Genomic DNA, 26,411 nt, shown 5'->3' with positions numbered 1-26,411 from the left:
CCGCTTCAGAGTCAAGCATTTATTTTGCTTTTCTCTGTGGGTGTTCATCGCTGGTTTTCACCGGAGAACCCCGCTGACCCGGCGGCTTGCGTGCCGTTGTTCCGTGTCAGTGGAGGCGCATTATAGGGAGTTATTTCGGGCTGACAAGTCAAAAATACAAAAAACTTATTAAACGCTCACTTTCCAGGCAAATCGCCTAATTAACGCCCCCTTTTGCGCATTTATCAAACAAAAACGAGCCCCGAAGAGCCCGTTTTTAATTTCACGATGGATTACTGAACTGCAACAATCCGATCGCCGTTTGCTTCAAGGCGAATTGTTTTGCCTGGAATTAACTCTCCGGACAGAATTTGCTGCGCCAGCGGGTTTTCAATCTGTTGCTGGATTGCCCGTTTCAACGGACGAGCCCCATACACCGGATCATAACCATTCGCGCTCAGCAGTTTCAGTGCCTCGTCGGAAATGTGGATTTCATAGCCACGCTCTTCCAGACGTTTATACAGACGCTGCAACTGGATCTGCGCAATTGACGCGATGTGTTGTTCACCCAACGGATGGAATACAACAACCTCATCTATACGGTTTATGAATTCCGGGCGGAAGTTGTGACTCACCACACCTAATACCAGATCTTTCATATGGCTGTAATCCAGCTCGCCGAAGCGTTCCTGAATCAGATCGGACCCCAGGTTAGAGGTCATAATCACCACCGTATTACGGAAATCGACCGTCCTTCCCTGCCCATCGGTCAGACGGCCATCGTCCAGGACCTGCAGAAGAATGTTGAACACATCAGGATGCGCTTTCTCAACTTCATCAAGCAGGATAACGGAATAAGGACGACGACGAACCGCTTCTGTCAGGTAACCGCCTTCTTCATAACCGACATATCCCGGAGGCGCCCCGACAAGACGTGATACAGAGTGTTTCTCCATAAACTCGGACATGTCGATACGTACCATCGCGTCATCGCTATCAAACATAAAGTTTGCCAGCGCTTTACACAGTTCGGTTTTACCGACCCCGGTTGGGCCGAGGAACAGGAATGAACCAATCGGACGGTTTGGATCGGCAAGACCCGCACGACTACGACGAATCGCATTCGATACCGCTTCTACCGCTTCGTTCTGCCCAATCACACGACTGTGTAACTCTTGCTCCATACGCAACAGTTTCTCGCGCTCGCCTTCCAGCATTCTCGCGACCGGAATACCGGTCCATCGCGCCAGCACTTCAGCAATTTCCGCATCCGTCACTTTATTACGCAACAGACGCATAGTTTTACCTTCCAACTGCGTCGCGGCTTCCAGCTGTTTTTCAAGCTCAGGGATTTTGCCGTACTGCAGTTCGGACATCCGCGCCAGATCGCCCACACGACGCGCCTGTTCAATGGCAATCTTCGCCTGTTCCAGCTCGGCTTTAATCGTTTGTGTTCCGGAGAGCGACGCTTTTTCCGCTTTCCACTCTTCTTCTAATTCAGAGTACTGGCGTTCTTTGTCTTCCAGCTCTTCATTAAGCATGTCGAGACGTTTTTTGCTCGCCTCATCAGACTCTTTCATCAACGCCTGCTGTTCCAGTTTGAGCTGGATAATGCGGCGGTCAAGTCTGTCCAGTTCTTCTGGCTTAGAGTCGATCTGCATGCGGATGCTGGATGCCGCTTCATCGATCAGGTCGATAGCTTTATCCGGCAACTGGCGATCGGCAATGTACCGATGAGACAGTGTGGCTGCCGCGACGATCGCCGGGTCAGTGATTTGCACATGGTGATGCAGTTCATAACGCTCTTTCAGACCACGCAGTATCGCAATGGTATCTTCCACTGACGGCTCTGCTACAAACACTTTCTGGAAACGACGTTCCAGCGCCGCATCTTTTTCGATGTACTGCCGATACTCGTCGAGCGTTGTCGCCCCTACGCAGTGCAGTTCCCCACGCGCCAGCGCCGGTTTCAGCATGTTCCCGGCATCCATTGCGCCATCAGCTTTACCCGCGCCCACCATGGTGTGCAATTCATCGATAAACAGGATGACATTCCCTTCCTGTTTAGCGAGATCGTTGAGTACGCCTTTTAAGCGTTCTTCAAATTCACCACGGTATTTTGCCCCTGCCACCAGCGCGCCCATATCCAGTGCCAGTACGCGACGGCCTTTCAACCCTTCAGGGACTTCACCATTAATGATTCGCTGTGCCAGTCCTTCAACAATCGCCGTTTTACCGACGCCCGGCTCCCCGATTAATACCGGGTTGTTTTTAGTACGACGCTGCAGTACCTGAATGGTCCGGCGGATCTCTTCATCACGGCCGATAACCGGGTCAAGTTTGCCCTGTTCAGCACGCTCGGTCAGATCGACAGTGTATTTTTTCAAGGCCTGACGTTGGTCTTCAGCCCCCTGGTCATTCACGTTTTCACCTCCGCGCATTTGTTCAATTGCCTGAGTAATATTGGCGGTCGTTGCGCCAGCCGATTTCAGTAAATCGGGCAGCGTGCCGCGTGACTCAAGCGCCGCCAGAACGAACAGTTCTGACGAAATAAAGTTGTCCCCTCGTTTTTGCGCCAGCTTGTCGCAAAGATTCAGTACACGCACCAGATCCTGAGAGGGCTGGACATCGCCGCCGGTGCCTTCCACCTGCGGTAAACGGCTCAGCGCCTGATCGATGGCGGTGCGTAGCTGTCCGGTATTAATACCGGCAGAGGTTAATAAAGGACGTACCGATCCCCCTTCCTGATTCAGCAAGGCGCTCATTAAATGAAGAGGTTCGATGAATTGGTTGTCGTGCCCCAGTGCGAGCGACTGGGCATCGGCAAGAGCAAGCTGGAATTTGTTAGTAAGACGATCCAGACGCATAACTCCTCCCATAATAGGTCAAATTTGCTACTGGAGATTAAATGAGGTCATCCCTCAATTATTCAAGGTTATTGACCTGAATTATGTGAAAAGAAAATTACGCGTACCGGATCGTCTTGATTCTTTAGGTTATATCAGCCAAATAAAACTTGCCATACGCCCCGTGGTCTTGTCGCGACGATAAGAGAAGAAAGTCTCATTTTCACTAAAAGTACAGTGGTCGCCACCATAGATTTGCTCAACGCCGACATTTGTCAGGCGTTGACGCGCAAGCTGATAAATATTCGCCAGATATTTTTCACCGTGCGGCACAAAGGCGCTATGTGCGTTAGCATCCTTTGCAAGAAACGCCTCACGTACCTCTGGTCCGACTTCAAACGCCGAAGGACCTATCGCCGGGCCTAACCAGGCAAGAATATTTTCAGGCTTATCAGCAAAGCAGGCCACCGTCTCTTCCAGTACGCCTTCACATAATCCACGCCAGCCCGCATGGGCTGCCGCCACCTCCGTTCCTGCCCGATTACAAAAGAGGACGGGCAGACAGTCCGCCGTCATCACCGCACAAACGGTGCCCGGCGTATTACTGTATGACGCATCCGCCCGTTTAGAGGCGTAAGGCTCGCCAGTCAGCTTCAGGACGTCTTTCCCGTGAACCTGCTCCAGCCAGACCGGTTTTGACGGCAGATTGCCCGCAGTAAACAGGCGTCGGCGGTTCTCTTCGACATGCTCTGGGTTATCGCCACAGTGGGCCCCCAGATTTAATGCATCGTACGGCGGCAAACTCACGCCGCCGGTGCGGGTCGAACTACAGGCCGCCACACTTTTCGGCAAGGGCCACTGCGGGACAATAAGCTCACTCATAGCCAGGCCACGTCATCCTTATGCTCTTCAAAATCGGCGCGCATTGCGTCAATCAGTTCAACCATATCCTGCGGGATCGGCGCATGCCATTCCATTTCGATACCTGAAATCGGGTGATACAGACGCAGCATGGTGGCATGCAGCGCCTGACGGTCGAATTTACGCAATGTTGAGATAAACGCCTCCGACGCGCCTTTCGGCGGACGTGGACGGCCGCCGTATACCTGATCGCCCACCAGCGGATGGGTAATATGCGCCATGTGCACGCGGATCTGGTGCGTACGTCCCGTTTCCAGACGCAGCCGCAGACGCGTGTGCACACGGAAATGCTCCATGATGCGATAGTGCGTCACCGCCGGTTTCCCCATGGGGTGCACCGCCATATGAGTACGCTTTGTCGGATGACGGCTAATGGGTTCTTCCACCGTGCCGCCCGCTGTCATGTGACCGATCGCCACCGCTTCATATTCACGGGTGATCTCTCGCAGTTGCAGCGCTTCCACCAGCCGCGTTTGCGCCGGAACGGTTTTCGCGACCACCATTAACCCTGTGGTGTCTTTATCCAGACGATGGACAATACCTGCACGTGGCACGTCAGCAATCGGCGGATAATAATGCAGTAACGCATTCAGAACCGTGCCGTCCGGGTTGCCCGCGCCAGGGTGAACAACCAGATCGCGTGGTTTGTTGATAACAATGATGTCATCATCTTCATAAACGATATCCAGTGGGATATCCTGAGGCTCGAAGCGGATTTCTTCATCGATTTCGGCATCGATGGCGATCCGTTCTCCGCCTAACACTTTTTCTTTTGGTTTGTCGCAAAGTTTACCGTTGACCAACACGCGCTTATCAAGAATCCAATCTTTTATGCGCGATCGCGAATAATCAGGGAACATTTCGGCTAAAGCTTGATCTAAGCGTTGACCGAGTTGATTTTCGGATACCGTTGCGGTGAGTTGTACTCGTTGTGCCATATACAGCTTCTTCGTTTAACGTTGGGTTTTACGGCTTTGCCGTTTAATATAGTGTGCTATTGTAGCTGGTCTTAACCGGGAGCAGGAACAGAGAATCTCCCGTAAAACATTTTGAGGAAAGTCAAAACGTCATGACGCGCATGAAATATCTGGTGGCAGCAGCCACGTTGAGCCTGTTTTTGGCGGGTTGCTCTGGTTCAAAGGAAGAGGTGCCCGATAATCCGCCTAATGAAATCTACGCGACTGCTCAGCAAAAGCTGCAGGACGGTAACTGGAAACAGGCAATAACGCAATTGGAAGCGTTGGATAACCGCTATCCATTTGGTCCCTATTCTCAGCAGGTGCAATTAGATCTCATCTACGCCTACTACAAAAACGCCGATCTGCCGCTTGCTCAGGCTGCCATCGATCGCTTTATCCGCCTGAATCCGACTCATCCTAACATTGATTATGTCATGTATATGCGTGGCCTGACCAATATGGCGTTAGATGACAGCGCATTACAAGGGTTCTTTGGTGTCGATCGTAGCGACCGTGACCCTCAGCATGCGCGCGCGGCGTTCAATGACTTTTCGAAGCTGGTTCGCGGGTATCCGAACAGCCAGTACACTACCGACGCCACCAAACGTCTGGTGTTCCTGAAAGATCGTCTGGCGAAGTATGAGTACTCCGTTGCGGATTACTATACCCAGCGTGGTGCATGGGTTGCCGTGGTTAACCGTGTAGAAGGTATGTTACGCGATTTCCCGGATACGCAGGCAACGCGTGATGCCCTGCCGCTGATGGAAAATGCCTATCGCGAAATGCAGATGACGGCGCAGGCTGACAAAGTGGCGAAGATTATCGCCGCCAACAGCAGCAACACCTGATCGATTTTCAGATGCAAAAACGGCAGCTCTGGAGCTGCCGTTTTTATATCCATTCGCGTCGTGGCGCTGATGACTTTTGCGTGACGCAACTCATCAAATATGGCCTGCTTTCTGGCTTTCCTCAAGTGAAAAATCACCTCTTCCTGCGATAACTCACAAAAAGGTACCCTTGACAAAAAGTGACAAAATAATGTGATTTAAATCACACATTTTGACATTAGGAACGGTATGCTGGAATCACCAAGACGGGAAAGACAAGAGGTAAAATGTATGACAATGAACATTACCAGTAAACAAATGGAAATTACTCCGGCAATTCGCCAACATGTCGCAGACCGTCTCGCCAAACTTGAAAAATGGCAAACTCATCTAATTAATCCACATATCATTCTGTCCAAGGAGCCACAGGGTTTCATCGCTGATGCCACCATCAATACACCGAACGGACATCTGGTCGCCAGCGCAAAACACGAAGATATGTATGCCGCTATTAACGATTTGATCAACAAGCTGGAACGGCAGCTCAATAAAGTGCAGCACAAAGGCGAAGCCCGTCGTGCAACAACTTCAGTAAAAGACGCCAACTTCGTCGAAGCAGAAGAAGAGTAGTCCCTTACATTGAGTGTATCGCCAACGCGCCTTCGGGCGCGTTTTTTGTTGACAGGGTGAAATCAGTACGGGTACTTTACTTACTTCACTTAAGGAAACTGTTATGAAACACACCCCGTTCTTCTTCGCATTCTTTTTTACCTTCCCCTGAATGGGAGGCTTTCGTCGTGTGAAAAAGAATGCGAAGACGAACAATAAGGCCTCCCACATCGGGAGGCCTTTTTTATTGATAACAATAAAGGCAACACTATGACATCGGAAAACCCATTACTGGCGCTGCGCGATAAAATCAGCGCGCTGGATGCAAAATTGCTGGCGTTACTGGCCGAGCGACGTGGGCTGGCGGTTGAAGTCGGCAAAGCCAAGCTTGAATCCCATCGCCCGGTGCGGGATATCGACCGCGAGCGCGATTTGCTGGACAGATTGATTACGCTTGGCAAAGCCCATCATCTGGATGCGCACTACATTACCCGACTTTTTCAACTCATCATCGAAGATTCCGTTCTCACCCAGCAGGCGCTGCTCCAGCAACATCTGAATAAGATCAATCCGCATTCAGCACGCGTGGCGTTCCTGGGGCCAAAAGGCTCTTACTCCCATCTCGCGGCACGTCAGTACGCTGCGCGTCATTTTGAGCAGTTTATTGAGAGCGGTTGTGCGAAATTTGCCGACATATTTAATCAGGTCGAAACCGGCCAGGCCGATTACGCCGTCGTGCCCATTGAAAATACCAGCTCCGGCGGAATTAACGATGTCTACGATCTGCTTCAGCACACCAGTCTATCCATTGTGGGCGAGATGACTGTGACTATCGACCACTGCGTGCTGGTTTCCGGTACCACCGACCTCGACACCATTGAGACGGTATACAGCCATCCACAGCCGTTCCAGCAGTGCAGCAAGTTCCTCAGTCGTTATCCGCACTGGAAAATTGAGTACACCGAAAGCACATCCGCGGCAATGGAAAAGGTCGCTCAGGCAAATTCTCCGCGCGTTGCTGCGCTCGGAAGCGAAGCCGGTGGCGTGCTGCATGGTTTACAGGTTCTGGAACGCATCGAAGCGAATCAGACACAGAACATCACTCGTTTCATCGTGCTGGCACGTAAAGCGATCAACGTTTCTGACCAGGTGCCCGCGAAAACTACGCTGTTGATGGCGACAGGACAACAGGCAGGCGCGCTGGTAGAAGCATTGCTGGTGATGCGTAATCACAATCTGATCATGACCAAACTGGAATCCCGCCCCATACACGGCAATCCGTGGGAAGAGATGTTTTATCTCGACATCCAGGCCAACCTGGAATCCTCAGAAATGCAAAAAGCGCTTAAAGAACTGGGGGAGATTACTCGCTCGATGAAGGTGCTGGGCTGCTATCCCAGTGAGAACGTGGTGCCGGTCGAACCGAGCTAACGTGTAACAAGGCCGGAGGGCGCTGTGCCCGGCCGGCCTGCTGTTTATGTTGCGTAGGCCGGATAAGTCGCTTGCGCGTCGCCATCCGGCATCATCCAGCCATTACTGTCGACTGTCATTCGCCTGGCGTAACAGCGTACGACTTTCGCTCTGGAAGCGTTTCGCGTAATCGCCAAACCAGTGCTCCACTTTGCGGAAGCTATCGATAAACGCCTGTTTATCCCCCTGCTCCAGCAGACCGATCGCTTCGCCAAAACGTTTGTAGTAGCGCTTAATGAGCGCCAGATTGCTCTCCGACGACATAATGATATCGGCATAAAGCTGCGGGTCCTGAGCAAACAGTCGCCCCACCATCGCCAGCTCAAGACGATAAATCGGCGAAGAGAGCGCCAGCAACTGTTCAAGCTGCACGTTTTCTTCTGCCAGATGCAGACCATAGGCAAAAGTCGCAAAGTGGCGCAGCGCCTGAATAAACGCCATGTTCTGATCGTGTTCGACGGCGCTGATGCGGTGCAACCGCGCCCCCCAGACCTGAATCTGCTCCAGGAACCACTGATACGCTTCCGGATTTCGCCCATCGCACCAGACCACCACCTGTTTTGCCAGGCTGCCGCTGTCCGGACCAAACATCGGGTGCAGACCAAGCACCGGGCCATCGTGCGCCGCCAGCATTGCCTGTAACGGGCCGTTTTTCACCGACGCCAGATCGACCAGAATACAATCGGCTGGCAAAGGCGGTAACCTGCCGATCACCGATTCCGTCAGATGGATCGGGACACTGACGATCACCATGCCGGCATCAGCGACAATCTCCTGCGCACGATCCCAGTCATATTGTTCGAGGATCCGCACCTGATAACCCGACAGGGTGAGCATTTTCTCGAACAACCGTCCCATCTGCCCGCCACCGCCGACAATCACCACGGGTCGCAGCGAAGGGCACAGCGTCTTAAACCCCTTATCGTTCTCACTGGAGTAGGATTCACGCATCACCCGACGCAACACATCTTCAATCAGATCCGGCGGCACGCCGAGCGCTTCGGCTTCCGCGCGACGCGAAGCCAGCATCGAGGCTTCGCGCTCCGGTACGTAAATCGGCAGGCCAAAGCGGCTTTTAACTTCACCAACCTCAGCCACCAGTTCCAGACGGCGCGCCAGTAAATCCAGCAACGCCTTGTCTACTTCATCAATTTGATCGCGTAATGCGGTCAACTCAGCAACCATAACGAACCTCTTAAGCCTGGCGCGCCGCCAACTGGCCGTTCAAGTCTTTGTTAATTTCACGCAGTAACGCGTCCGTCATTTCCCAGCTAATGCAGGCATCGGTAACGGACACGCCGTACTTCATCTCGCTGCGCGGTTGCTCGGAGGACTGGTTGCCTTCGTGAATATTACTTTCAATCATCAGCCCGATGATTGAGCGGTTGCCATCTTTAATTTGCGCAACCACCGACTCCGCCACGGCAGGCTGACGACGGTAATCTTTATTGGAGTTACCATGACTGCAATCTACCATCAGTGACGGTCGCAGTCCCGCCTGCTCCATTTCTTTTTCGCACTGGGCGACATCTGCCGGGCTATAGTTAGGCGCTTTGCCACCACGCAGGATCACATGCCCGTCCGGGTTCCCCTGGGTTTGCAACAACGCAACCTGCCCCGCCTGGTTAATACCGACAAAACGGTGTGACTGCGCCGCCGCGCGCATGGCGTTGATCGCCGTAGCCAGGCTGCCGTCGGTGCCGTTTTTGAAACCTACCGGCATCGACAGACCCGACGCCATCTCACGGTGCGTTTGTGATTCTGTGGTACGCGCGCCGATCGCCGACCAGCTAAAGAGATCGCCCAGGTACTGTGGACTGTTCGGATCCAGCGCTTCCGTCGCCAGCGGCAGTCCCATATTAACCAGTTCAAGCAGCAGCTGACGCGCAATTTTCAGACCGGCTTCAACGTCAAAAGAGCCATCCATATGAGGATCGTTAATTAACCCTTTCCAGCCAACGGTGGTACGGGGTTTTTCAAAATAGACGCGCATCACCAGATAGAGGCTATCGCTGACCTCTGCGGCAAGGGCTTTAAATCGACGAGCATATTCCAGGGCCGTTTCAGGATCGTGAATGGAACACGGGCCGCACACCACTAACAGACGCGGATCGCGACCGGCAATAATGTCAGAAATGGTTTTGCGCGACTGGGCGATTTGCGCCTCTTGCGCCAGGCTCAGCGGGAATTCCGCTTTGAGTTGTTCCGGGGTCATCAGAACCTGTTCGTCGGTAATGTGTACGTTGTTCAGCGCGTCTTTTTGCATGATGGCGATCCTGTTTTAGCTCGTTTGCGATAGTTTTCCTCAGGGAGGATGACGTAACGATAACACAACGAGTAAAGATATCAATCCAAAATACGTAAACATTACGTTACAGTAGTGATATTTGTTCGATTTAAAGCCCGCTTATTCGTACAAAATAATTTACACATAATTGTTACAAGATCCGCTATGCTTTGAAAAAACAGGAGAACAGGCAATGACGACAAGAGTCAGTATCGCAGTCATTTTTCTGCTCAGTGGCTGTCAGATCGATCCTTACACCCACGCACCAACATGGACCAGCACCAACTGGTATGACGCAGGTATCGAAGACGCGATTTCCGGCGTTGCGGTTAAAGATGATGAAACGCTGGCCGATAGCTTTAACGACCCGGAGGTGGATCGTGCGCAATACCTAAAAGGCTATGCGGAAGGTCAACGTAAAACCTGTCAGCAAAATTTTGCCTATGCCAGAGGCGTAACGGGGAAAACCTTCCCTGCCAGTTGCGATACTGTAGAAAATGCCAGTCAATTGCGTGAAGCATGGCAACAAGGTGCCGATGAAAATGCTGGCTCAATACGTCTGAATTAATATTTTGTCAGATTTAGCTTAAGGCGTATGCGTTAATCCACGAGGTATAATGACGCCCCGCAAAAATAATGCTATTTTGCTTTAAACAAAACATGGATGTATTTTGATGACTGATAAAAGATGCTGGTGAGGAAATCGTTATGTTTACTTCTCACCGACGCCTGATACTGTTAGTGCTGTTACTGGCAGGGTCGCCAGTTTATGCGAATGACATCCCTGATGCGGCGAAGAACGTTCGCACCATGGTCTCTGGGATTGTCAGTTATACGCGCTGGCCTGCCCTCTCAGGGCCGCCCAGATTGTGTATTTTCTCGTCTTCCCGGTTCGCCAGCGTACTAGGAGACAGCAGTGATACGTCGCTGCCTTACCAACCCGTCATTATTAACACCGAACAAGAAGCATTAACTGCGCGTTGTGATGGTGTTTATTTCGGCAGTGAATCTCCCACTGCTCAGGTTGAATTAACAAATAAATATCCGTCTAAGGCGTTGTTATTAATTGCAGAACAGAATGCCGAATGCATTATTGGTAGTACCTTTTGTCTAATTATTAACAATAATGATGTCAGATTCGCCGTTAATCTGGATTCTTTGTCGCGAAGTGGCGTAAGAGTCAATCCGGATGTATTAATGCTCGCACGGAATAAAAAAAATGGATAAGGATCTTTCCCCTACCTCCCGTCCCACATTTAAGCGAGCGTTGCGACGCATCAACATCACCAGCGTGATCGTGACCATGACGCTGATCTGGCTGCTGCTGTGTGTGGCCTCGGTACTGACGTTAAAACAGTATGCGCAAAGAAACCTCGAGCTCACGGCGGCGACAATGACCCACAGCCTGGAAGCCGCGCTGGTATTCACTGATGATGCCGCCGCCGCCGAAACGTTGGCCGCGCTCGGGCAGCAGGGTCAATTTTCCGTCGCTGAAGTTCGTGACAATAATCAGAATGTCATTGCCTCCTGGCGTTACAACGCGCAGGAGAACGACGATAAGCTGGGGGATTTGATTAGTCACTGGCTCTTTCCCTTACCCGTCTCCCAGCCCGTCTGGCACAGTGGTGAAATTATTGGTGAAGTTCGACTCACCGCACGCGACAGCTTAATCAGCCACTTCATCTGGCTTTCTCTGGCAGTCCTTACAGGATCAATTCTGCTGGCCTCCGGTATCGCTATTGTGCTGACGCGTCATCTGCATCGTGGCGTGGTTGAGGCACTACAAAATATCACCGAGGTGGTGCACGATGTACGTACCAACCGTAATTTCTCCCGTCGCGTCTCTGAAGAGCGGATTGAAGAGTTCCATAATTTTGCCCAGGACTTCAACAGCCTGCTCGATGAAATGGAAGAGTGGCAGCTGCGTCTACAGGCCAAAAATGCACAATTACTGCGAACGGCGTTGCATGATCCGCTAACCGGGTTGGCAAACCGGGCGGCTTTCCGTAGCAGCATCAGCGCGCTGATGAACGACAGTTCCGCTCGCAGCAGCTCCGCGCTGCTGTTCCTTGATGGTGATAACTTCAAATTCGTGAATGACACCTGGGGGCATGCCGCAGGCGATCGCGTACTGATTGAAGTCGCCAGGCGACTGGCTGAATTTGGTGGCAACCGCCATATCCCTTATCGCCTCGGCGGCGATGAGTTTGCCGTCGTGCTTTACGGTGTCCATTCAGACTATGAAGTCCAGCGAATCAGCGCCGCGCTGGCACAGGAGTTTAATCGTCCTTTTGACCTGCATAATGGGCATTTAGTCAGTATGACGTTGAGTATGGGTTACGCGCTGACCTGGGAGCACGCTTCCGCCGAGAAATTGCAAGAACTGGCCGATCGCAATATGTATCAGGCTAAACATCAGCGCACAGAGCGCTCGATTAAATAAATAAGGAATGCACACATGCTTAAGCGTCTTTTATCTCCACTCATTCTTGCCACGCTACTGCTGACAGGCTGTCAGGCTCCACAGGGAAAATTCACTCCTGAGCAGGTAGCGGCCATGCAATCGTACGGATTTACTGAATCCGCGGGAGACTGGTCGCTGGGGCTTTCCGACACCATCCTGTTTGATAAGAATGATTACAAGCTGCGTGCGGAAAGCCAGCAGCAGATCCAGTCGATGGCCGCTCGTCTGGCCTCAGTAGGTCTGAATCATGCGCGTATGGATGGGCATACCGATAACTATGGTGAGGATAGCTACAATGAGGCGCTATCACTCAAACGCGCCAATGTCGTGGCGGACGCGTGGTCAGAGGGCGCGAAGATCCCGCGCACCAATCTGACCACTCAGGGATTAGGAAAGAAACACCCCATCGCCAGCAACCAGTCGGCGAAAGGTCGCGCTGAAAACCGCCGAGTCGCCGTGGTCATCAGCACGCCTTAGTCCTCAGTCGGCTGACTGCGTGAATACCACACGTGACGCGTGAACCCAGCGCAGCCAGTCGACCAGCATAAACAGCAACAGACTTCCCCCCAGCACCGGCATGGCCAGTCCGAGCGCAATCGCCAACCCCCCGACACCCACACGTCCCCAAACGCTCAGCATGAGCCAGCTTTGAACCAGCGTCTGCCCCGGGCTGGCTGATGGGCTGGCAGGACGACGGATCCACCACAGCCGATAGCCAATCACGATCGTCAGACAAAGGCCGACGCCAAAACCGATCAATAGCAGTTGATTCGGCAATCCAAGCAGAATACCCATATGAAAATCGACGCCCCAACGCGTCAATTTCGCCATCAGCGGGAAGTCGGCAAACCGGGTGCGATCGCTCACCTGCAGCGTCGTCGGGTCAACGGCAACGGCATCAACCTGCGTAGGCCAGCGGCGATCGATTTCCGTTACCGTCCAGCCGTGTTGCGCATCCTTCGGCGGGCGAATTTCCAGCCGAAGCGCATTGAGCCCTGCGGTTTGCGCGGTCTGTAATACCGTATCGAACTGACGGATATTCACCTGGGCCGCAGGCATCATCTTGCCGCCATGGTGATCTGCATGCTCATCCTGGAGCGTACGAGCGCCGTGGAGTTGAGCGTTAAGCTGTGGCGTAAGCCAGCCAAACGCCGCACGCATTTTATCCACGTTGCCGCCTGCCCACTGCGACCAGGTCAGACCGGTAGCTGAAAACAGCAACATTCCGACGAACAACAGCCACCCCAGCGTCACGTGCAGGCGCCGGTGGTTTTGTACCGGATTGTTCAACCGGCGTCGGGGACGCGTTACCGACCAGAGCGTAATGCCACCCAGCGCAGCTACCCACATCCAGGATGCCGCCAGTTCACTGTAGAGACGCCCGACCTCCCCTAACAGTAGCGAACGGTGGGCATAATCAATCCACTGCCGCAGCGGGAGGATACCGCTGGTGCCGTACACCGGCATATCGCCTTTAACGGCCAGGGTTATCGGATCGATAAAAATGGCCCGATGTTCAGATGCCGCCAGCGCCGGGTCGGAAAACATGACGCGCGTGGTATCCCCCGGTTCCAGTCCGGGGCGGACAGCATGCAGGCGCTGGTGTCCACCGGTCACCTGCTGCGCGATCGCAATCTGCGCTGCCAACGATTGCGGTTCTCCCTGAGTCGTCCCGTTAAGTGCCTGTGTGTAAATGGCCTCTTCCAGTTGTGGTGTGGCCACATACAGCGTGCCGGTCAGCGCGGCAACAAAGATAAATGGCCCGACAAACAGGCCGATATAGAAATGAAGGCGTCGCAGCAGTGTTATCCATGCCGCGCGCGGTGTGCAGGTTGCCATACTTTTCCTCAGAAAAAGCAAAAGATATCGTGACGCTTATGCGCCAGTCTTATTTTCAGAAACAGGAAAGCAAGGACCTGCGCGGCGGCGCGCGCGTATCTGGATATAGCCAGGGGAAGAAGTACCAGTGTTTAATCGTTGGACGAATGGGTTTGCATTGCGCTCTGAGCAGAACGACGCAGAGCAGAATCATCAGCGCCAGAATAAGTCCTGGGACATGAGCCAGTAACACACAGTAACCACAGGCTTCGCCGTGATCGACAGCCAGCGGGACTGGAGGAGAATCACCGTGATGCCCGGCGTGCTTTGGCATCGAACTCATCTCATGGTGCATACCCGGCATCGCGCTCATTGGGTCTTTTTGCAGCGCAACGGAGATTAGCGGGGCGACGACAATCAGCAGGATCGCAAACAACGCGAGACATGCCGCGTGCCGCTGAAAACCAGACTGATGAAATGTCGCGTTATTCACTGTCCCTCCCGAAGAGAACGAGGGCATTGTAAATGATTTATGAACTACAGGTTAACGTTGTGAGTGTTACGGGGACAAAAAAAGGGCCAGCCAACTGGCCAGCCCTTCTAACAGGATGTCGCCTGAGCGATATCTTAGTTAAGACGCTCTTTGATACGAGCAGCCTTACCAGTACGCTCACGCAGGTAGTACAGTTTAGCTTTACGAACGGCACCACGACGTTTAACAGCAATGCTGTCAACAACCGGAGAGTGAGTCTGGAAGACACGCTCAACGCCTTCGCCGTTGGAAATTTTACGAACAGTGAATGCAGAGTGCAGACCGCGGTTACGAATAGCGATAACCACGCCCTCGAATGCCTGCAGACGTTTTTTGGAACCTTCAACAACCCATACTTTCACTTCCACGGTATCACCCGGACGGAAGGAAGGTACGTCCTGCTTCATCTGCTCTTGTTCAAGTTGCTTAATAATGTTGCTCATAATTTAATCTCTTATCCTGGGTAAACTGATAATCGGGGGCTTACGCCATCCCATCATGTTTATGCTGCTGTTGTGCGTGTTCCGTTTTGAACTCCGCCAGCAACCTTGCTTGCTCTTCAGTCAGAGCCAGGTTTTCCAGAAGTTCAGGTCTTCTAAGCCAGGTGCGGCCCAGCGACTGTTTCAAGCGCCAGCGACGTATCTCAGCATGGTTTCCTGACAGTAACACTGCCGGGACATCCATCTCTTCTAACACTTCAGGTCGGGTATAGTGCGGGCAGTCCAGCAACCCCTCCGCAAAGGAATCTTCCGTTGCCGATGCCTCATGACCCAGAACCCCCGGAATAAACCGGGAAACGGAGTCAATCAGTACCATTGCCGGTAACTCTCCACCGCTGAGAACGTAATCGCCGATTGACCATTCTTCGTCAATTTCGGTTTGGATCACGCGCTCATCTATACCTTCGTAGCGACCACAGACCAGAATCAGCTTTTGATTCGTGGCCAGTTCGCTGACGCCTGCTTGATCAAGCTTGCGTCCCTGAGGTGACAGATAAATCACCTTAGCGCCTTCACCCGCCGCGCTTTTTGCTGCATGAATGGCATCCCGTAAGGGTTGTACCATCATTAACATCCCCGGTCCGCCGCCGTAAGGACGATCGTCCACGGTACGGTGCCGGTCATGCGTGAAGTCACGAGGACTCCAGCTCTGGATGTTCAGCAGGCCATTTTTAACAGCCCGGCCAGTTACCCCGTAATCGGTAATTGCACGAAACATTTCTGGAAACAGGCTAACGATACCTATAAACACAAGCCAATCCCCATCACGCCGTCATTTACCGCTTATCCGGTGGTTTAAAAACCAGGATCCCAATCTACTTCGATAGTCCGCGTAGTGAGATCGACTTTCTTGATAACCTGCCCATCGAGGAACGGCACGAGGCGCTCCTTGATACCAAACGCATCTTTCAGGTTTGCCTTAATGACAATGACGTCATTCGATCCGGTTTCCATCATATCGACGACTTTACCGAGATCGTAACCTTCTGTGGTCACTACCTGGCAGCCCATCAGGTCTTTCCAGTAGTAGTCACCCTCTTCCAGTTTTGGCAGTTGCGTAGAATCCACGACAATCTCGCAATTGGTCAACAGATTCGCAGCATCCCGATCTTCAACGCCTTTCAGCTTGATGATCAGATCCTGATTGTGGTGCTTCCAGCTTTCCAGCTGTACTTGCTGCCACTGACCCGCCTTCTGGATAAACCAGGGCTGATAGTCAAAAATGCTTTCGGCGTCTTCAGTGGAAGAAAACACTCTGAGCCAACCACGAATACCGTAAGACGATCCCATTTTCCCTAAGACAATCGGGTCCACGGGTGCTTGCGCAGTGAGTTGCTTGCTCATCATGACCACCGTGACAGATTAAGCTGCTTTGCTTACTTCTTTGATCAGCGTAGCTACGCGATCAGAAATGGTCGCGCCCTGGCCAACCCAGTGAGCGATGCGATCCAGATCCAGGCGAGTGCCTTCTTCTTTTTCGCTAGCGATTGGGTTAAAGAAGCCAACGCGCTCAATGAAGCGACCGTTACGTGCGTTACGGCTGTCAGTAACAACAACCTGGTAGAACGGACGCTTTTTAGCGCCGTGACGAGCTAAACGAATAGTTACCATAACATCCTCTTGTGTGAATAAAACAACCGGGCCCCATCGAGGAACGGAGCCCGGTGTCATATTAAAAGCCCGAAAATTTTACTGATTTCTGGGGAAATTGCAATCAGCAGTTAATAACACTGCGGCAAAAGGCCGTCGGCGGTGCAGCCAGTTCGGTGCCGGCGTGCGCACAGCCACCGGAGCGTACACGCAGTACGTGAGGATGGCGAGCACACCCCGGTGCCGAAATGGCAAATGAGCCAGGTCTTAAAGATTAGCGGCCTGGGAAGCCTGGCGGCATCATCCCTTTCATACTTCTCATCATTTTGGCCATCCCGCCCTTCTTCATCTTCTTCATCATGCGCTGCATGTCGTCGAACTGTTTCAGAAGACGGTTAACGTCCTGCACCTGCATACCGCAACCCTGTGCGATACGGCGTTTACGGGACCCTTTGATGATTTCCGGCTTCGCGCGCTCTTTCAGCGTCATCGAATTGATGATCGCCTCCATGCGCACCAGCACGTTGTCATCCATCTGTGACTTAACGTTGTCCGGGATCTGCCCCATGCCCGGCAGCTTGCCCATCAGACTTGCCATACCGCCCATGTTTTTCATCTGGCGCAACTGTTCCAGGAAGTCGGTCAGATCAAAACCATCGCCCTTTTTCAGTTTCGTCGCCAGCTTCTCAGCCTGCGCACGGTCAACTTTACTTTCGATATCTTCGATCAGCGACAGCACGTCGCCCATGCCGAGAATACGTGACGCGATACGGTCCGGGTGGAACGGCTCCAGCGCCTCGGTTTTCTCGCCCACGCCGAGGAATTTGATCGGTTTGCCGGTGATGTGACGAATAGAGAGCGCAGCACCGCCACGGGCGTCACCATCGACTTTGGTCAGCACCACACCGGTCAGCGGCAGCGCTTCATTGAACGCCTTCGCGGTATTCGCCGCATCCTGACCGGTCATCGCGTCGACCACAAACAGGGTTTCTACCGGATTGATAGAAGCATGAACCTGTTTGATTTCGTCCATCATCGCTTCGTCAACGTGCAGACGACCGGCGGTATCTACCAGCAGCACGTCGTAGAACTTAAGTTTGGCTTCTTTCAGCGCCGCATTAACGATATCGACCGGCTTCTGGCCGACATCCGACGGGAAGAAATCAACGCCAACCTGCTCTGCCAGCGTCTCCAGCTGTTTGATCGCCGCCGGGCGATACACGTCGGCAGAGACGACCAGCACTTTCTTCTTGTGCTTCTCGCGCAGAAATTTGCCCAGCTTACCGACGCTGGTGGTTTTACCGGCACCCTGCAGGCCCGCCATCAGCACCACGGCCGGCGGCTGCGCCGCCAGATTCAGGCTCTGGTTTTCTTCGCCCATCGCCGCCACGAGTTCGTTACGGACAATCTTGACGAACTCCTGCCCTGGCGTCAGGCTTTTGTTAACTTCATGTCCAACCGCTTTCTCTTTTACGCGATTGATAAACTCTCGCACTACCGGCAGCGCAACGTCAGCCTCCAGCAGCGCCATGCGCACTTCGCGCAGCGTCTCTTTAACGTTGTCTTCAGTAAGGCGTCCGCGGCCACTGATATTGCGCAGCGTGCGCGACAAACGATCGGTTAAATTATCAAACATTGTCTCTCGCCTGGGGTGGAAACGGTTGGTCGCTCAAGCGACACATAAACATAAATTTGTCGCAGTATAACATGAAGCCGTCTTTGTTGTTATGCAACGGTTGGAGCCACGGTCACGTAACGCTATACTGCTTCTCTTTCTCACTGGCCAACTGTCGACATCATTATGCCCGTTTTTGCTCTGCTCGCCCTTGTCGCCTACTCCGTCAGCCTTGCGCTGATTATTCCCGCGCTGTTGCAAAAAAACAGCGGCTGGCGGCGTATGGCTATTCTTTCTGCGGTTGTCGCGCTGGTGTGTCACGCCGTTGCGCTTGAAGCTCGCATTCTGCCGGGTGGCGATAGCGGACAAAACCTGAGCCTGCTGAACGTCGGCTCGCTGGTTAGCCTGATGATTTGTACCGTGATGACGATCGTCGCCTCGCGCAACCGTGGCTGGCTGTTGCTGCCAGTGGTCTATGCCTTCGCGCTGATCAATCTGGCCTTCGCGACCTTCATGCCGAACGAATTCATCACCCATCTCGAAGCCACGCCGGGGATGATGATCCACATCGGTCTGTCGCTGTTCTCCTATGCAACGCTCATTATCGCTGCGCTATACGCGCTGCAACTCGCCTGGATCGACTATCAGCTTAAAAACAAAAAGCTGGCGTTCAATAATGAAATGCCGCCGCTGATGAGCATCGAGCGCAAGATGTTCCACATCACGCAGATTGGCGTGGTCCTGTTGACGCTCACTTTGTGTACTGGCCTGTTTTACATGCACAATCTATTCAGCATGGAAAATATCGACAAAGCGGTGCTCTCGATCATCGCATGGTTTGTCTATATTGTTCTGTTGTGGGGGCATTATCATGAAGGCTGGCGCGGTCGGCGTGTCGTGTGGTTTAACGTCGCAGGCGCCGGGATCCTGACGCTGGCCTACTTCGGTAGCCGAATTTTGCAGCAATTTGTCAGCTAAGCCTTAAAGGAGGCGCCCCCTGGAACACATCTCCACCACCACGCTGATCGTCACACTGATCGTCATGGTGGTCATCTCCGCCTATTTTTCCGGCTCTGAAACCGGAATGATGACCCTGAATCGCTACCGCTTACGCCACCTGGCTAAACAGGGGAATCGTCCGGCAAAGCGCGTTGAAAAATTGCTGCGTAAACCCGATCGTCTGATAAGCCTGGTGCTGATTGGTAATAACCTGGTCAATATCCTTGCCTCGGCGCTCGGCACCATTGTCGGTATGCGTTTGTATGGCGATGCGGGCGTCGCCATCGCCACCGGCGTACTGACCTTCGTCGTGCTGGTGTTTGCCGAAGTTCTGCCCAAAACCATTGCGGCGCTGTACCCGGAAAAGGTGGCCTATCCCAGCAGCTTCCTGCTGGCGCCGTTGCAGATCCTGATGATGCCGTTGGTCTGGCTGCTCAACACCATCACCCGATTGCTGATGCGCATGATGGGTATTAAAACTGATATCGTCATCAGTGGTTCACTGAGTAAAGACGAACTGCGCACCATCGTGAATGAATCCCGCGCGCAAATCTCCCGGCGTAATCAGGATATGCTGTTGTCAGTGCTCGATCTGGAAAAGGTCAGCGTTGACGACATCATGGTGCCGCGCAGCGAAATTATCGGTATTGATATTAATGGCGACTGGAAGTCAATCGTGCGTCAGTTATCACACTCACCCCACGGGCGTATTGTGCTGTACCGGGATTCGCTCGATGACGCTATCAGCATGCTGCGCGTCCGTGAAGCCTGGCGGTTAATGTCGGAAAAGAAAGAGTTCACCAAAGAAACCATGCTACGCGCCGCCGATGAAATTTACTTTGTCCCTGAGGGCACACCGCTTAGCACGCAGCTCATCAAATTTCAGCGCAATAAAAAGAAAGTTGGCCTGGTCGTCAATGAGTATGGCGATATTCAGGGGCTGGTCACAGTGGAAGATATTCTCGAAGAGATTGTTGGCGACTTTACCACCTCAATGTCCCCAACGCTTGCGGAGGAAGTTACGCCGCAAAATGACGGTTCGGTGATCATCGATGGCAGCGCCAACGTGCGGGAAATTAATAAAGCGTTTAACTGGCATCTGCCAGAAGACGACGCGCGTACGGTAAATGGCGTGATTCTGGAAGCGCTGGAAGAGATCCCGATTGCGGGCACTCGCGTGCGCATCGGTCAGTACGATATCGATATTCTCGATGTCCAGGAGAATATGATTAAACAGGTCAAAGTGTTACCCGTTAAACCGCTGCGGGAAAGTGTGGCGGAGTAATAAAGACGGCCCGTGGATATTCCAACGGGCCGTAAGCAGGATACGCGTCAGCGCCATCCGGCAATATAAATAGCCGAAAGATTAACCTTTCGCTTTCGCAACCGTCACCATCGCCGCACGGATCGTACGCCCGTTCAGCGTATAGCCTTTCTGCATAATACCCAGCACGTTACCCGGCGCGATGTCTTCAGACTCGACCATCGCAATCGCCTGATGCACGTTAGGATCCAGCGCAACGTTCGTTTCAGCGATGACTTCAACGCCAAACTTGCGCACCACATCCAGCATTGATTTCAGGGTCAGTTCGATCCCTTCCACCATCGGTTTCATATCCGGATTGGCTTTGTCCGCCACTTCCAGCGCACGATCCAGGCTATCAATCACCGGCAGCAGTTCGTTGACGAATTTCTCCAGCGCGAACTTATGCGCCTTCTCAACGTCCTGTTCAGTACGACGACGCAGGTTTTCCATTTCCGCTTTTATGCGCAGCACCGCATCACGTTCACGATTTTGAGCTTCGCTAAGCTGTGCTTCCAGATTCGCAATTTTTTCATCGCGCGGATCCACCTGCTCAGCAGAAGCGTCTGATTCAACCGCCTCAACTTCTTCGTGCTGATCCATGATAATTTCTTCCGGGGCTTGCCCCTCAGGCGTTTTCTGTTCTTTACTACTCATGAATTTCTCCGCGTTTTTTTCGCATTCATCTCGCTAACTTCGCTTATTATGGGGATCAGATTCAGGGTTTCAAGGGAAGCACTCACATTGTCATCAATCTTCATCACAAGGACCTCGAAAAAATGAATAATCATTTCAAGTGTATCGGCATTGTGGGACATCCTCGTCACCCCACGGCACTTACAACACATGAAATGCTCTACCGCTGGTTATGCACGAAAGGGTATGAGGTCATTGTCGAGCAGCAAATCGCTCACGAGTTGCAGTTGAAGAATGTGAAAATTGGCACCCTGGCGGAAATTGGCCAGCAGGCGGATCTCGCCGTCGTCGTCGGCGGCGACGGCAACATGCTCGGCGCAGCACGTACCCTGGCACGTTACGATATCAAAGTGATCGGTATTAACCGTGGCAATCTCGGCTTTCTGACCGACCTTGATCCTGATAACGCGCAGCAACAACTCGCTGACGTGCTGGAAGGCCATTACGTTGCGGAAAAACGCTTTCTGCTGGAAGCGCAGGTATGTCAGAAGGACTGCCAGAAGCGCATCAGTACCGCCATCAACGAAGTTGTGCTGCATCCCGGCAAAGTCGCGCACATGATTGAGTTTGAAGTCTATATTGACGAAAGCTTTGCCTTCTCTCAGCGTTCTGACGGTCTGATCATCTCAACACCTACCGGTTCTACTGCCTATTCCCTGTCGGCCGGCGGCCCAATTCTGACGCCATCACTTGATGCCATCACGCTGGTGCCGATGTTTCCGCACACCCTTTCGGCACGCCCGCTGGTCATTAACAGCAGCAGCACCATTCGGCTGCGCTTCTCGCACCGCCGTAACGATCTCGAAATCAGCTGTGACAGCCAGATTGCGCTACCGATCCAGGAAGGTGAAGATGTGCTGATCCGCCGCTGTGACTATCATCTGAATCTCATCCACCCCAAAGATTACAGTTATTTCAATACATTAAGTACCAAGCTGGGCTGGTCAAAAAAATTATTCTAATTTAACGCCAACCTCTTTACTGTATAAAAAACCAGTTTATACTGTATGTAACTACAGTTATGGTTTTTCATACAGGAAAACGACTATGTTGGCACAACTGACCATCAGCAATTTTGCTATCGTTCGTGAACTTGAAATCGATTTTCAGAGCGGAATGACCGTTATCACCGGTGAAACCGGGGCGGGTAAATCTATTGCAATTGATGCGCTTGGCCTGTGCCTTGGCGGTCGCGCGGAAGCCGACATGGTCCGGACCGGCGCCAGCCGTGCCGACCTGTGCGCCCGTTTTTCATTGAAGGATACCCCTGCCGCCCTGCGCTGGCTGGAAGAAAACCAGTTGGAAGAAGGACGTGAGTGTTTACTTCGCCGCGTGATCAGCAGCGACGGGCGTTCCCGTGGTTTTATCAACGGGACTGCGGTTCCCCTCTCTCAGCTTCGCGAACTGGGGCAACTGCTCATTCAAATTCACGGACAGCACGCGCATCAGTTGCTGACGAAAGCCGAACACCAAAAGTCCCTGCTTGATGGCTACGCGAATGAATCCGTACGGGTGCAGGAGATGGCTACGCGTTACCAACTCTGGCATCAGAGCTGTCGTGATCTGGCGCATCACCAGCAGTTGAGTCAGGAACGGGCCGCTCGTGCAGAACTGCTGCAGTATCAGCTTAAAGAGCTGAACGAATTTAACCCGCAGGCGGGTGAATTTGAACAGATTGATGAAGAGTACAAACGTCTGGCCAACAGCGGTCAGCTTCTCTCCACCAGCCAGAATGCGTTGTCGCTGATGGCGGATGGAGAAGACGTTAACTTACAAAGTCAGCTCTATACCGCAAAACAACTGGTTAGTGAACTGGTCGGCATGGACAGTAAGCTCTCAGGCATTCTTGATATGCTGGAAGAGGCGACCATTCAGCTAACGGAAGCCAGCGACGAACTGCGCCACTATTGCGATCGTCTGGATTTAGACCCTAATCGCCTGTTCGAACTGGAACAGCGTATCTCGAAGCAAATTTCGCTGGCCCGTAAACACCACGTCAGCCCGGAAGCACTGCCGCAGTATTATCAGTCGTTGCTGGAGGAACAGCAGCAGCTCGACGATCAGGCCGACTCGCTGGAGACACTGACGCTGGCCGTGAACAAACATCGCCAGCAGGCGCTGGAAGCAGCGAAAGCGCTGCATGAGCAGCGTCAGCACTATGCCCGGGAGCTGAGTACCCTGATTACCGAGAGTATGCATTCACTCTCTATGCCACACGGCCATTTCACCATCGATGTGGCGTTTGATGAGCACCATCTGAGCCAGGACGGCGCAGATCGCGTTGAGTTTAAAGTGACGACTAACCCAGGCCAACCGATGCAGCCGATTGCCAAAGTGGCCTCTGGGGGTGAGCTGTCGCGTATTGCTCTTGCCATTCAGGTGATTACCGCACGTAAGATGGAAACCCCGGCGCTGATTTTCGATGAAGTTGATGTCGGTATCAGTGGTCCAACTGCCGCAGTGGTCGGGAAACTGCTGCGCCAGCTCGGTGAATCAACACAGGTTATGTGCGTCACCCACCTTCCGCAGGTGGCTGGATGCGGCCATCAGCACTTTTTTGTCAGCAAAGAGACGGACGGTGAAATGACTGAAACGCATATGCAACCGTTGGATAAACGCGCGCGGTTGCAGGAACTGGCGCGCCTGTTGGGTGGCAGCGAAGTGACGCGCAACACCCTCGCAAATGCGAAAGAACTGCTGGCAGCGTAAACTTTTTTGCATCTTAACGGTCAGAGTAGACAACAAAAACGCCGTCGGACCCGTAAGCAAAAGGTTTTAAAGTGGTGAAAGGTCTATTATCATCGGCATATTACATATGAGCCACGTACTGCTCGGGCCCGAAAAGGAATCAAATCACTATGCGCTGTAAAACGCTGACTGCTGCCGCAGCAGTATTATTGATGTTGACCGCAGGCTGTTCCACTCTGGAGCGAGTGGTTTACCGCCCTGATATCAACCAGGGGAACTATCTGACCGCGAACGATGTATCCAAAATTCGTGTGGGCATGACGCAACAGCAGGTTGCTTATGCGCTGGGTACGCCGATGATGTCCGATCCGTTTGGCACCAACACCTGGTTCTATGTGTTCCGTCAACAACCGGGCCATGAAGGCGTTACGCAGCAAACGCTGACGTTGACCTTCAACAGCAGCGGTGTATTGACTAATATCGATAATAAGCCTGCACTGACCGACAACCAGTAAGCTTGTCTTCAGATAACAAAAAAGGTGCTCCGTGAGCACCTTTTTTGTTATCTGCTATTTTCTTGCCGATTTCTCTGCCCGCTGCCTGCGCAACTCTTTCGGATCGGCAATCAGAGGGCGGTAGATTTCTACCCGGTCACCATCCTGTAACACATCCGCCAGTTTAACCGGACGGCTGTAGATTCCGACTTTGTTTTTCGTCAGATCGATATCGGTGCGCAGTTCCAGTAACCCCGACGCGCGGATAGCCTCTTCGACCGTTGCTCCCGGCTGCAGCGTCACCCGTTGCAGGTACTGTTTCTCAGGCAGCGCATAGGCCACCTCAACGACAATCTTAGGCGACACGGTAAACCTCTTTGGCTCGAACCGTAAAGGCCTGCACCATATTCGATGCCAGCTCTTTGAAGATACGGCCAAACGCCAGCTCGATCAGCTTATTGGTAAACTCAAAATCGAGATGGAACTCAACGCGACAGGCATCCGTACTCAGCGGCGTAAATTTCCAGCCGCCAATCAGTTTCTTAAACGGACCGTCGACCAGTTGCATCAGGATGCTCTGGTTACTGGTTAACTGATTTCGCGTGGTGAACGTCTTACTGATCCCCGCCTTAGAAACATCCACCGCGGCCGTCATCTGTCCTGGCGTAGACTCAAGAACACGGCTGCCGGTGCAACCAGGTAAAAACTGGGGATAGGACTGAACATCATTCACTAACTGATACATCTGTTCCGCACTGTAAGGGACTAACGCGGTTCGACTAATCTGCGGCATAGCTATTTCCATCAACAAAAATCGAACAAATAATACCATTTATCGCAAGGTAAAAAAAACGCTATCCCGCAACAGGGTACAACCTTGTTCATGCTAAGATATCCCCTTGCGCCCCGAAGGATGAAATGGGGTGTTTTTCGATTCCAGATTACCTATACTGAGCGGCACTATGACGAAGAAAAAAGCACACAAACCTGGCTCAGCCACCATCGCGCTCAACAAGCGCGCGCGACATGAATACTTTATCGAAGAAGAGTTCGAAGCGGGACTTGCTCTGCAAGGGTGGGAAGTGAAATCCCTGCGCGCCGGTAAAGCCAACATCGGCGACAGCTATGTGATCCTGAAAGACGGTGAAGCTTACCTGTTCGGCGCTAACTTTACGCCGATGGCGGTGGCCTCCACGCACGTGGTGTGCGATCCCACTCGCACCCGTAAACTGCTGCTGAATCAGCGTGAACTTGACTCACTGTATGGCCGCGTGAATCGTGAAGGCTACACCGTTGTCGCCCTTTCTCTGTACTGGAAGAATGCCTGGTGCAAAGTCAAAATTGGCGTGGCGAAGGGGAAGAAACAGCATGACAAACGTTCCGACCTGAAAGAACGTGAATGGCAACTGGATAAAGCGCGCATTATGAAAAACGCCGGTCGCTAACGGTGTTATTATGTGACCTGCCTCGCATTCGGGGTAGGTCATTATTATTTACTCCTTGAATCTCCAAAAATATATTCTCTTTTTCATTTTTTTTCTTTTTTTGCTGAAACATGAAACTGTCAAGAATATATCCTCAGACATAATTATATTATTCCCATAGTCCAATTATCTAATACTTCAAATAATTTTTTTTGACCTTTTAAGATTTCGGAATACCAATACAATTCGTGCGAGAAATCAATTACCCCTCCGCTTTGCTGACATAAAAAACTCATTTTAATACATCAAGATAAGCAACATCTTCTTTTTATGCCGCGCCGTTTTACTTCACCAACCGGTGCAGAACCGTATATATTTCACTGCCACTAA

General features: G+C 52.4%; 29 protein-coding genes and 1 other annotated feature. Of the genes, 14 read left to right on the top strand and 15 right to left on the bottom strand.

From position 1 onward, the window contains the following. Positions 1–272: 272 nt before the first annotated feature. From clpB to rluD, 3 genes are all read right to left on the bottom strand, one after another. On the bottom strand, positions 273–2,846 hold the full coding sequence (clpB, locus tag KE671_RS04460) for an ATP-dependent chaperone ClpB (RefSeq protein WP_206161875.1): 2,574 nt from the start codon (positions 2,844–2,846) through the stop codon (positions 273–275). A gap of 129 nt (positions 2,847–2,975) precedes the next feature. Next, entirely contained in the window at positions 2,976–3,707 is a 732-nt protein-coding gene (yfiH, locus tag KE671_RS04455) for a purine nucleoside phosphorylase YfiH (RefSeq protein WP_206161874.1), read from the bottom strand. Continuing rightward, a complete protein-coding gene (rluD, locus tag KE671_RS04450; RefSeq protein ID WP_206161873.1) occupies positions 3,704–4,684 on the bottom strand; it encodes a 23S rRNA pseudouridine(1911/1915/1917) synthase RluD in 981 nt (326 codons plus the stop codon). The genes yfiH and rluD overlap by 4 nt, the downstream gene beginning before the upstream one ends. 131 nt (positions 4,685–4,815) lie before the next feature. Between rluD and bamD the strand changes: the two genes are divergently transcribed. From bamD to pheA, 4 genes are all read left to right on the top strand, one after another. Then, the gene (bamD, locus tag KE671_RS04445) at positions 4,816–5,553 is read left to right on the top strand and encodes an outer membrane protein assembly factor BamD (protein ID WP_044255229.1); all 738 of its coding nucleotides are present in this window, start codon (positions 4,816–4,818) and stop codon (positions 5,551–5,553) included. Positions 5,554–5,823: 270 nt separating this feature from the next. After that, positions 5,824–6,162, top strand: a complete 339-nt coding sequence (gene raiA / locus KE671_RS04440) for a ribosome-associated translation inhibitor RaiA (RefSeq protein ID WP_024130845.1) — start codon at positions 5,824–5,826, stop codon at positions 6,160–6,162. Between the two features lie 102 nt (positions 6,163–6,264). Beyond that, positions 6,265–6,389, top strand: a sequence feature (Phe leader region). Then, on the top strand, positions 6,266–6,313 hold the full coding sequence (pheL, locus tag KE671_RS04435; protein ID WP_001386991.1) for a pheA operon leader peptide PheL: 48 nt from the start codon (positions 6,266–6,268) through the stop codon (positions 6,311–6,313). Its footprint overlaps the feature before it by 48 nt. Positions 6,390–6,411: 22 nt before the next feature. Then, positions 6,412–7,572 (top strand): bifunctional chorismate mutase/prephenate dehydratase, encoded by a 1,161-nt coding sequence (pheA, locus tag KE671_RS04430; protein WP_206161872.1) that lies wholly within the window; start codon positions 6,412–6,414, stop codon positions 7,570–7,572. 102 nt (positions 7,573–7,674) lie between these two features. On the opposite strand, the gene tyrA is transcribed toward pheA, so the two are convergent. Together tyrA and aroF are read right to left on the bottom strand one after the other, a co-directional pair. Continuing rightward, the gene (tyrA, locus tag KE671_RS04425) at positions 7,675–8,796 is read right to left on the bottom strand and encodes a bifunctional chorismate mutase/prephenate dehydrogenase (RefSeq protein WP_206161871.1); all 1,122 of its coding nucleotides are present in this window, start codon (positions 8,794–8,796) and stop codon (positions 7,675–7,677) included. Positions 8,797–8,806: 10 nt separating this feature from the next. After that, a complete protein-coding gene (gene aroF / locus KE671_RS04420; RefSeq protein ID WP_042325901.1) occupies positions 8,807–9,877 on the bottom strand; it encodes a 3-deoxy-7-phosphoheptulonate synthase AroF in 1,071 nt (356 codons plus the stop codon). Positions 9,878–10,091: 214 nt separating this feature from the next. On the opposite strand from aroF, the gene KE671_RS04415 reads away from it, so the two are divergent. From KE671_RS04415 to KE671_RS04400, 4 genes are all read left to right on the top strand, one after another. Next, on the top strand, positions 10,092–10,466 hold the full coding sequence (locus KE671_RS04415; RefSeq protein ID WP_206161870.1) for a DUF2799 domain-containing protein: 375 nt from the start codon (positions 10,092–10,094) through the stop codon (positions 10,464–10,466). Positions 10,467–10,606: 140 nt separating this feature from the next. Next, positions 10,607–11,125 carry a YfiR family protein gene (locus KE671_RS04410; RefSeq protein WP_206161869.1) on the top strand — a complete coding sequence of 173 codons (519 nt, stop codon included), beginning with the start codon at positions 10,607–10,609 and terminating at the stop codon, positions 11,123–11,125. Then, positions 11,118–12,341 carry a diguanylate cyclase DgcN gene (gene dgcN / locus KE671_RS04405; protein WP_206161868.1) on the top strand — a complete coding sequence of 408 codons (1,224 nt, stop codon included), beginning with the start codon at positions 11,118–11,120 and terminating at the stop codon, positions 12,339–12,341. Before KE671_RS04410 ends, dgcN begins: the two co-directional genes overlap by 8 nt. Before the next feature lie 15 nt (positions 12,342–12,356). Next, the gene (locus tag KE671_RS04400) at positions 12,357–12,839 is read left to right on the top strand and encodes an OmpA family protein (RefSeq protein ID WP_206161867.1); all 483 of its coding nucleotides are present in this window, start codon (positions 12,357–12,359) and stop codon (positions 12,837–12,839) included. Positions 12,840–12,842: 3 nt separating this feature from the next. Here the strand turns inward: KE671_RS04400 and KE671_RS04395 are convergent, their stop codons facing one another. From KE671_RS04395 to ffh, 7 genes are all read right to left on the bottom strand, one after another. Next, a complete protein-coding gene (locus tag KE671_RS04395; RefSeq protein WP_206161866.1) occupies positions 12,843–14,201 on the bottom strand; it encodes a PepSY-associated TM helix domain-containing protein in 1,359 nt (452 codons plus the stop codon). Between the two features lie 55 nt (positions 14,202–14,256). Beyond that, on the bottom strand, positions 14,257–14,700 hold the full coding sequence (locus KE671_RS04390) for a DUF2946 domain-containing protein (protein ID WP_206161865.1): 444 nt from the start codon (positions 14,698–14,700) through the stop codon (positions 14,257–14,259). A 107-nt stretch (positions 14,701–14,807) separates the two neighbouring features. After that, positions 14,808–15,155 carry a 50S ribosomal protein L19 gene (rplS, locus tag KE671_RS04385; RefSeq protein WP_012134695.1) on the bottom strand — a complete coding sequence of 116 codons (348 nt, stop codon included), beginning with the start codon at positions 15,153–15,155 and terminating at the stop codon, positions 14,808–14,810. 40 nt (positions 15,156–15,195) lie between these two features. Beyond that, positions 15,196–15,963 (bottom strand): tRNA (guanosine(37)-N1)-methyltransferase TrmD, encoded by a 768-nt coding sequence (trmD, locus tag KE671_RS04380; protein ID WP_206161864.1) that lies wholly within the window; start codon positions 15,961–15,963, stop codon positions 15,196–15,198. Positions 15,964–16,007: 44 nt separating this feature from the next. Beyond that, positions 16,008–16,556 (bottom strand): ribosome maturation factor RimM, encoded by a 549-nt coding sequence (gene rimM, locus KE671_RS04375; protein ID WP_042325915.1) that lies wholly within the window; start codon positions 16,554–16,556, stop codon positions 16,008–16,010. 18 nt (positions 16,557–16,574) lie between these two features. Then, on the bottom strand, positions 16,575–16,823 hold the full coding sequence (rpsP, locus tag KE671_RS04370; protein ID WP_042325918.1) for a 30S ribosomal protein S16: 249 nt from the start codon (positions 16,821–16,823) through the stop codon (positions 16,575–16,577). A gap of 253 nt (positions 16,824–17,076) precedes the next feature. Continuing rightward, the gene (ffh, locus tag KE671_RS04365; protein WP_206161863.1) at positions 17,077–18,438 is read right to left on the bottom strand and encodes a signal recognition particle protein; all 1,362 of its coding nucleotides are present in this window, start codon (positions 18,436–18,438) and stop codon (positions 17,077–17,079) included. Positions 18,439–18,603: 165 nt separating this feature from the next. Between ffh and KE671_RS04360 the strand changes: the two genes are divergently transcribed. Next, positions 18,604–19,395 (top strand): cytochrome C assembly family protein, encoded by a 792-nt coding sequence (locus KE671_RS04360; protein ID WP_206161862.1) that lies wholly within the window; start codon positions 18,604–18,606, stop codon positions 19,393–19,395. A 19-nt stretch (positions 19,396–19,414) separates the two neighbouring features. Next, positions 19,415–20,701, top strand: a complete 1,287-nt coding sequence (locus KE671_RS04355; protein ID WP_206161920.1) for an HlyC/CorC family transporter — start codon at positions 19,415–19,417, stop codon at positions 20,699–20,701. An 81-nt stretch (positions 20,702–20,782) separates the two neighbouring features. On the opposite strand, the gene grpE is transcribed toward KE671_RS04355, so the two are convergent. Further along, positions 20,783–21,376, bottom strand: a complete 594-nt coding sequence (gene grpE, locus KE671_RS04350; RefSeq protein WP_206161861.1) for a nucleotide exchange factor GrpE — start codon at positions 21,374–21,376, stop codon at positions 20,783–20,785. Between the two features lie 122 nt (positions 21,377–21,498). Here grpE and nadK point away from each other — a divergent pair, with 122 nt between their 5' ends. From nadK to bamE, 3 genes are all read left to right on the top strand, one after another. Further along, positions 21,499–22,377 (top strand): NAD(+) kinase, encoded by an 879-nt coding sequence (gene nadK / locus KE671_RS04345; protein ID WP_042325929.1) that lies wholly within the window; start codon positions 21,499–21,501, stop codon positions 22,375–22,377. An 85-nt stretch (positions 22,378–22,462) separates the two neighbouring features. Beyond that, on the top strand, positions 22,463–24,124 hold the full coding sequence (recN, locus tag KE671_RS04340) for a DNA repair protein RecN (protein WP_206161860.1): 1,662 nt from the start codon (positions 22,463–22,465) through the stop codon (positions 24,122–24,124). A 149-nt stretch (positions 24,125–24,273) separates the two neighbouring features. Next, on the top strand, positions 24,274–24,618 hold the full coding sequence (gene bamE, locus KE671_RS04335; protein ID WP_046485434.1) for an outer membrane protein assembly factor BamE: 345 nt from the start codon (positions 24,274–24,276) through the stop codon (positions 24,616–24,618). Between the two features lie 54 nt (positions 24,619–24,672). On the opposite strand, the gene KE671_RS04330 is transcribed toward bamE, so the two are convergent. Beyond that, positions 24,673–24,963: an RnfH family protein gene (locus KE671_RS04330; RefSeq protein ID WP_206161859.1), complete on the bottom strand. Its 291-nt coding sequence runs from the start codon at positions 24,961–24,963 to the stop codon at positions 24,673–24,675. Next, the gene (locus KE671_RS04325) at positions 24,953–25,390 is read right to left on the bottom strand and encodes a type II toxin-antitoxin system RatA family toxin (protein WP_206161858.1); all 438 of its coding nucleotides are present in this window, start codon (positions 25,388–25,390) and stop codon (positions 24,953–24,955) included. Before KE671_RS04325 ends, KE671_RS04330 begins: the two co-directional genes overlap by 11 nt. Positions 25,391–25,559: 169 nt before the next feature. Between KE671_RS04325 and smpB the strand changes: the two genes are divergently transcribed. After that, a complete protein-coding gene (gene smpB, locus KE671_RS04320) occupies positions 25,560–26,042 on the top strand; it encodes an SsrA-binding protein SmpB (RefSeq protein WP_042325938.1) in 483 nt (160 codons plus the stop codon). The last annotated feature ends 369 nt before the right edge of the window (positions 26,043–26,411 follow it).

The sequence above is a fragment of the Citrobacter amalonaticus genome (assembly GCF_018252635.1).
Taxonomy (GTDB): Bacteria; Pseudomonadota; Gammaproteobacteria; order Enterobacterales; family Enterobacteriaceae; genus Citrobacter_A; species Citrobacter_A amalonaticus_E.
This window is presented reverse-complemented; position numbering and strand designations above follow the sequence as displayed.

Bases quoted from the DNA above. Each gene is read 5' to 3' on its own strand.
- nadK (WP_042325929.1), top strand. From the start codon at position 21,499: ATGAATAATCATTTCAAGTGTATCGGCATTGTGGGACATCCTCGTCAC.
- dgcN (WP_206161868.1), top strand. From the start codon at position 11,118: ATGGATAAGGATCTTTCCCCTACCTCCCGTCCCACATTTAAGCGAGCG.
- tyrA (WP_206161871.1), bottom strand. From the start codon at position 8,796: ATGGTTGCTGAGTTGACCGCATTACGCGATCAAATTGATGAAGTAGAC.
- rluD (WP_206161873.1), bottom strand. From the start codon at position 4,684: ATGGCACAACGAGTACAACTCACCGCAACGGTATCCGAAAATCAACTC.
- grpE (WP_206161861.1), bottom strand. From the start codon at position 21,376: ATGAGTAGTAAAGAACAGAAAACGCCTGAGGGGCAAGCCCCGGAAGAA.
- bamE (WP_046485434.1), top strand. From the start codon at position 24,274: ATGCGCTGTAAAACGCTGACTGCTGCCGCAGCAGTATTATTGATGTTG.
- KE671_RS04325 (WP_206161858.1), bottom strand. From the start codon at position 25,390: ATGCCGCAGATTAGTCGAACCGCGTTAGTCCCTTACAGTGCGGAACAG.
- clpB (WP_206161875.1), bottom strand. From the start codon at position 2,846: ATGCGTCTGGATCGTCTTACTAACAAATTCCAGCTTGCTCTTGCCGAT.
- yfiH (WP_206161874.1), bottom strand. From the start codon at position 3,707: ATGAGTGAGCTTATTGTCCCGCAGTGGCCCTTGCCGAAAAGTGTGGCG.
- ffh (WP_206161863.1), bottom strand. From the start codon at position 18,438: ATGTTTGATAATTTAACCGATCGTTTGTCGCGCACGCTGCGCAATATC.
- rpsP (WP_042325918.1), bottom strand. From the start codon at position 16,823: ATGGTAACTATTCGTTTAGCTCGTCACGGCGCTAAAAAGCGTCCGTTC.
- recN (WP_206161860.1), top strand. From the start codon at position 22,463: ATGTTGGCACAACTGACCATCAGCAATTTTGCTATCGTTCGTGAACTT.
- KE671_RS04400 (WP_206161867.1), top strand. From the start codon at position 12,357: ATGCTTAAGCGTCTTTTATCTCCACTCATTCTTGCCACGCTACTGCTG.
- aroF (WP_042325901.1), bottom strand. From the start codon at position 9,877: ATGCAAAAAGACGCGCTGAACAACGTACACATTACCGACGAACAGGTT.
- KE671_RS04395 (WP_206161866.1), bottom strand. From the start codon at position 14,201: ATGGCAACCTGCACACCGCGCGCGGCATGGATAACACTGCTGCGACGC.
- KE671_RS04390 (WP_206161865.1), bottom strand. From the start codon at position 14,700: ATGCCCTCGTTCTCTTCGGGAGGGACAGTGAATAACGCGACATTTCAT.
- bamD (WP_044255229.1), top strand. From the start codon at position 4,816: ATGACGCGCATGAAATATCTGGTGGCAGCAGCCACGTTGAGCCTGTTT.
- rimM (WP_042325915.1), bottom strand. From the start codon at position 16,556: ATGAGCAAGCAACTCACTGCGCAAGCACCCGTGGACCCGATTGTCTTA.
- KE671_RS04410 (WP_206161869.1), top strand. From the start codon at position 10,607: ATGTTTACTTCTCACCGACGCCTGATACTGTTAGTGCTGTTACTGGCA.
- KE671_RS04360 (WP_206161862.1), top strand. From the start codon at position 18,604: ATGCCCGTTTTTGCTCTGCTCGCCCTTGTCGCCTACTCCGTCAGCCTT.
- smpB (WP_042325938.1), top strand. From the start codon at position 25,560: ATGACGAAGAAAAAAGCACACAAACCTGGCTCAGCCACCATCGCGCTC.
- rplS (WP_012134695.1), bottom strand. From the start codon at position 15,155: ATGAGCAACATTATTAAGCAACTTGAACAAGAGCAGATGAAGCAGGAC.
- pheA (WP_206161872.1), top strand. From the start codon at position 6,412: ATGACATCGGAAAACCCATTACTGGCGCTGCGCGATAAAATCAGCGCG.
- KE671_RS04415 (WP_206161870.1), top strand. From the start codon at position 10,092: ATGACGACAAGAGTCAGTATCGCAGTCATTTTTCTGCTCAGTGGCTGT.
- raiA (WP_024130845.1), top strand. From the start codon at position 5,824: ATGACAATGAACATTACCAGTAAACAAATGGAAATTACTCCGGCAATT.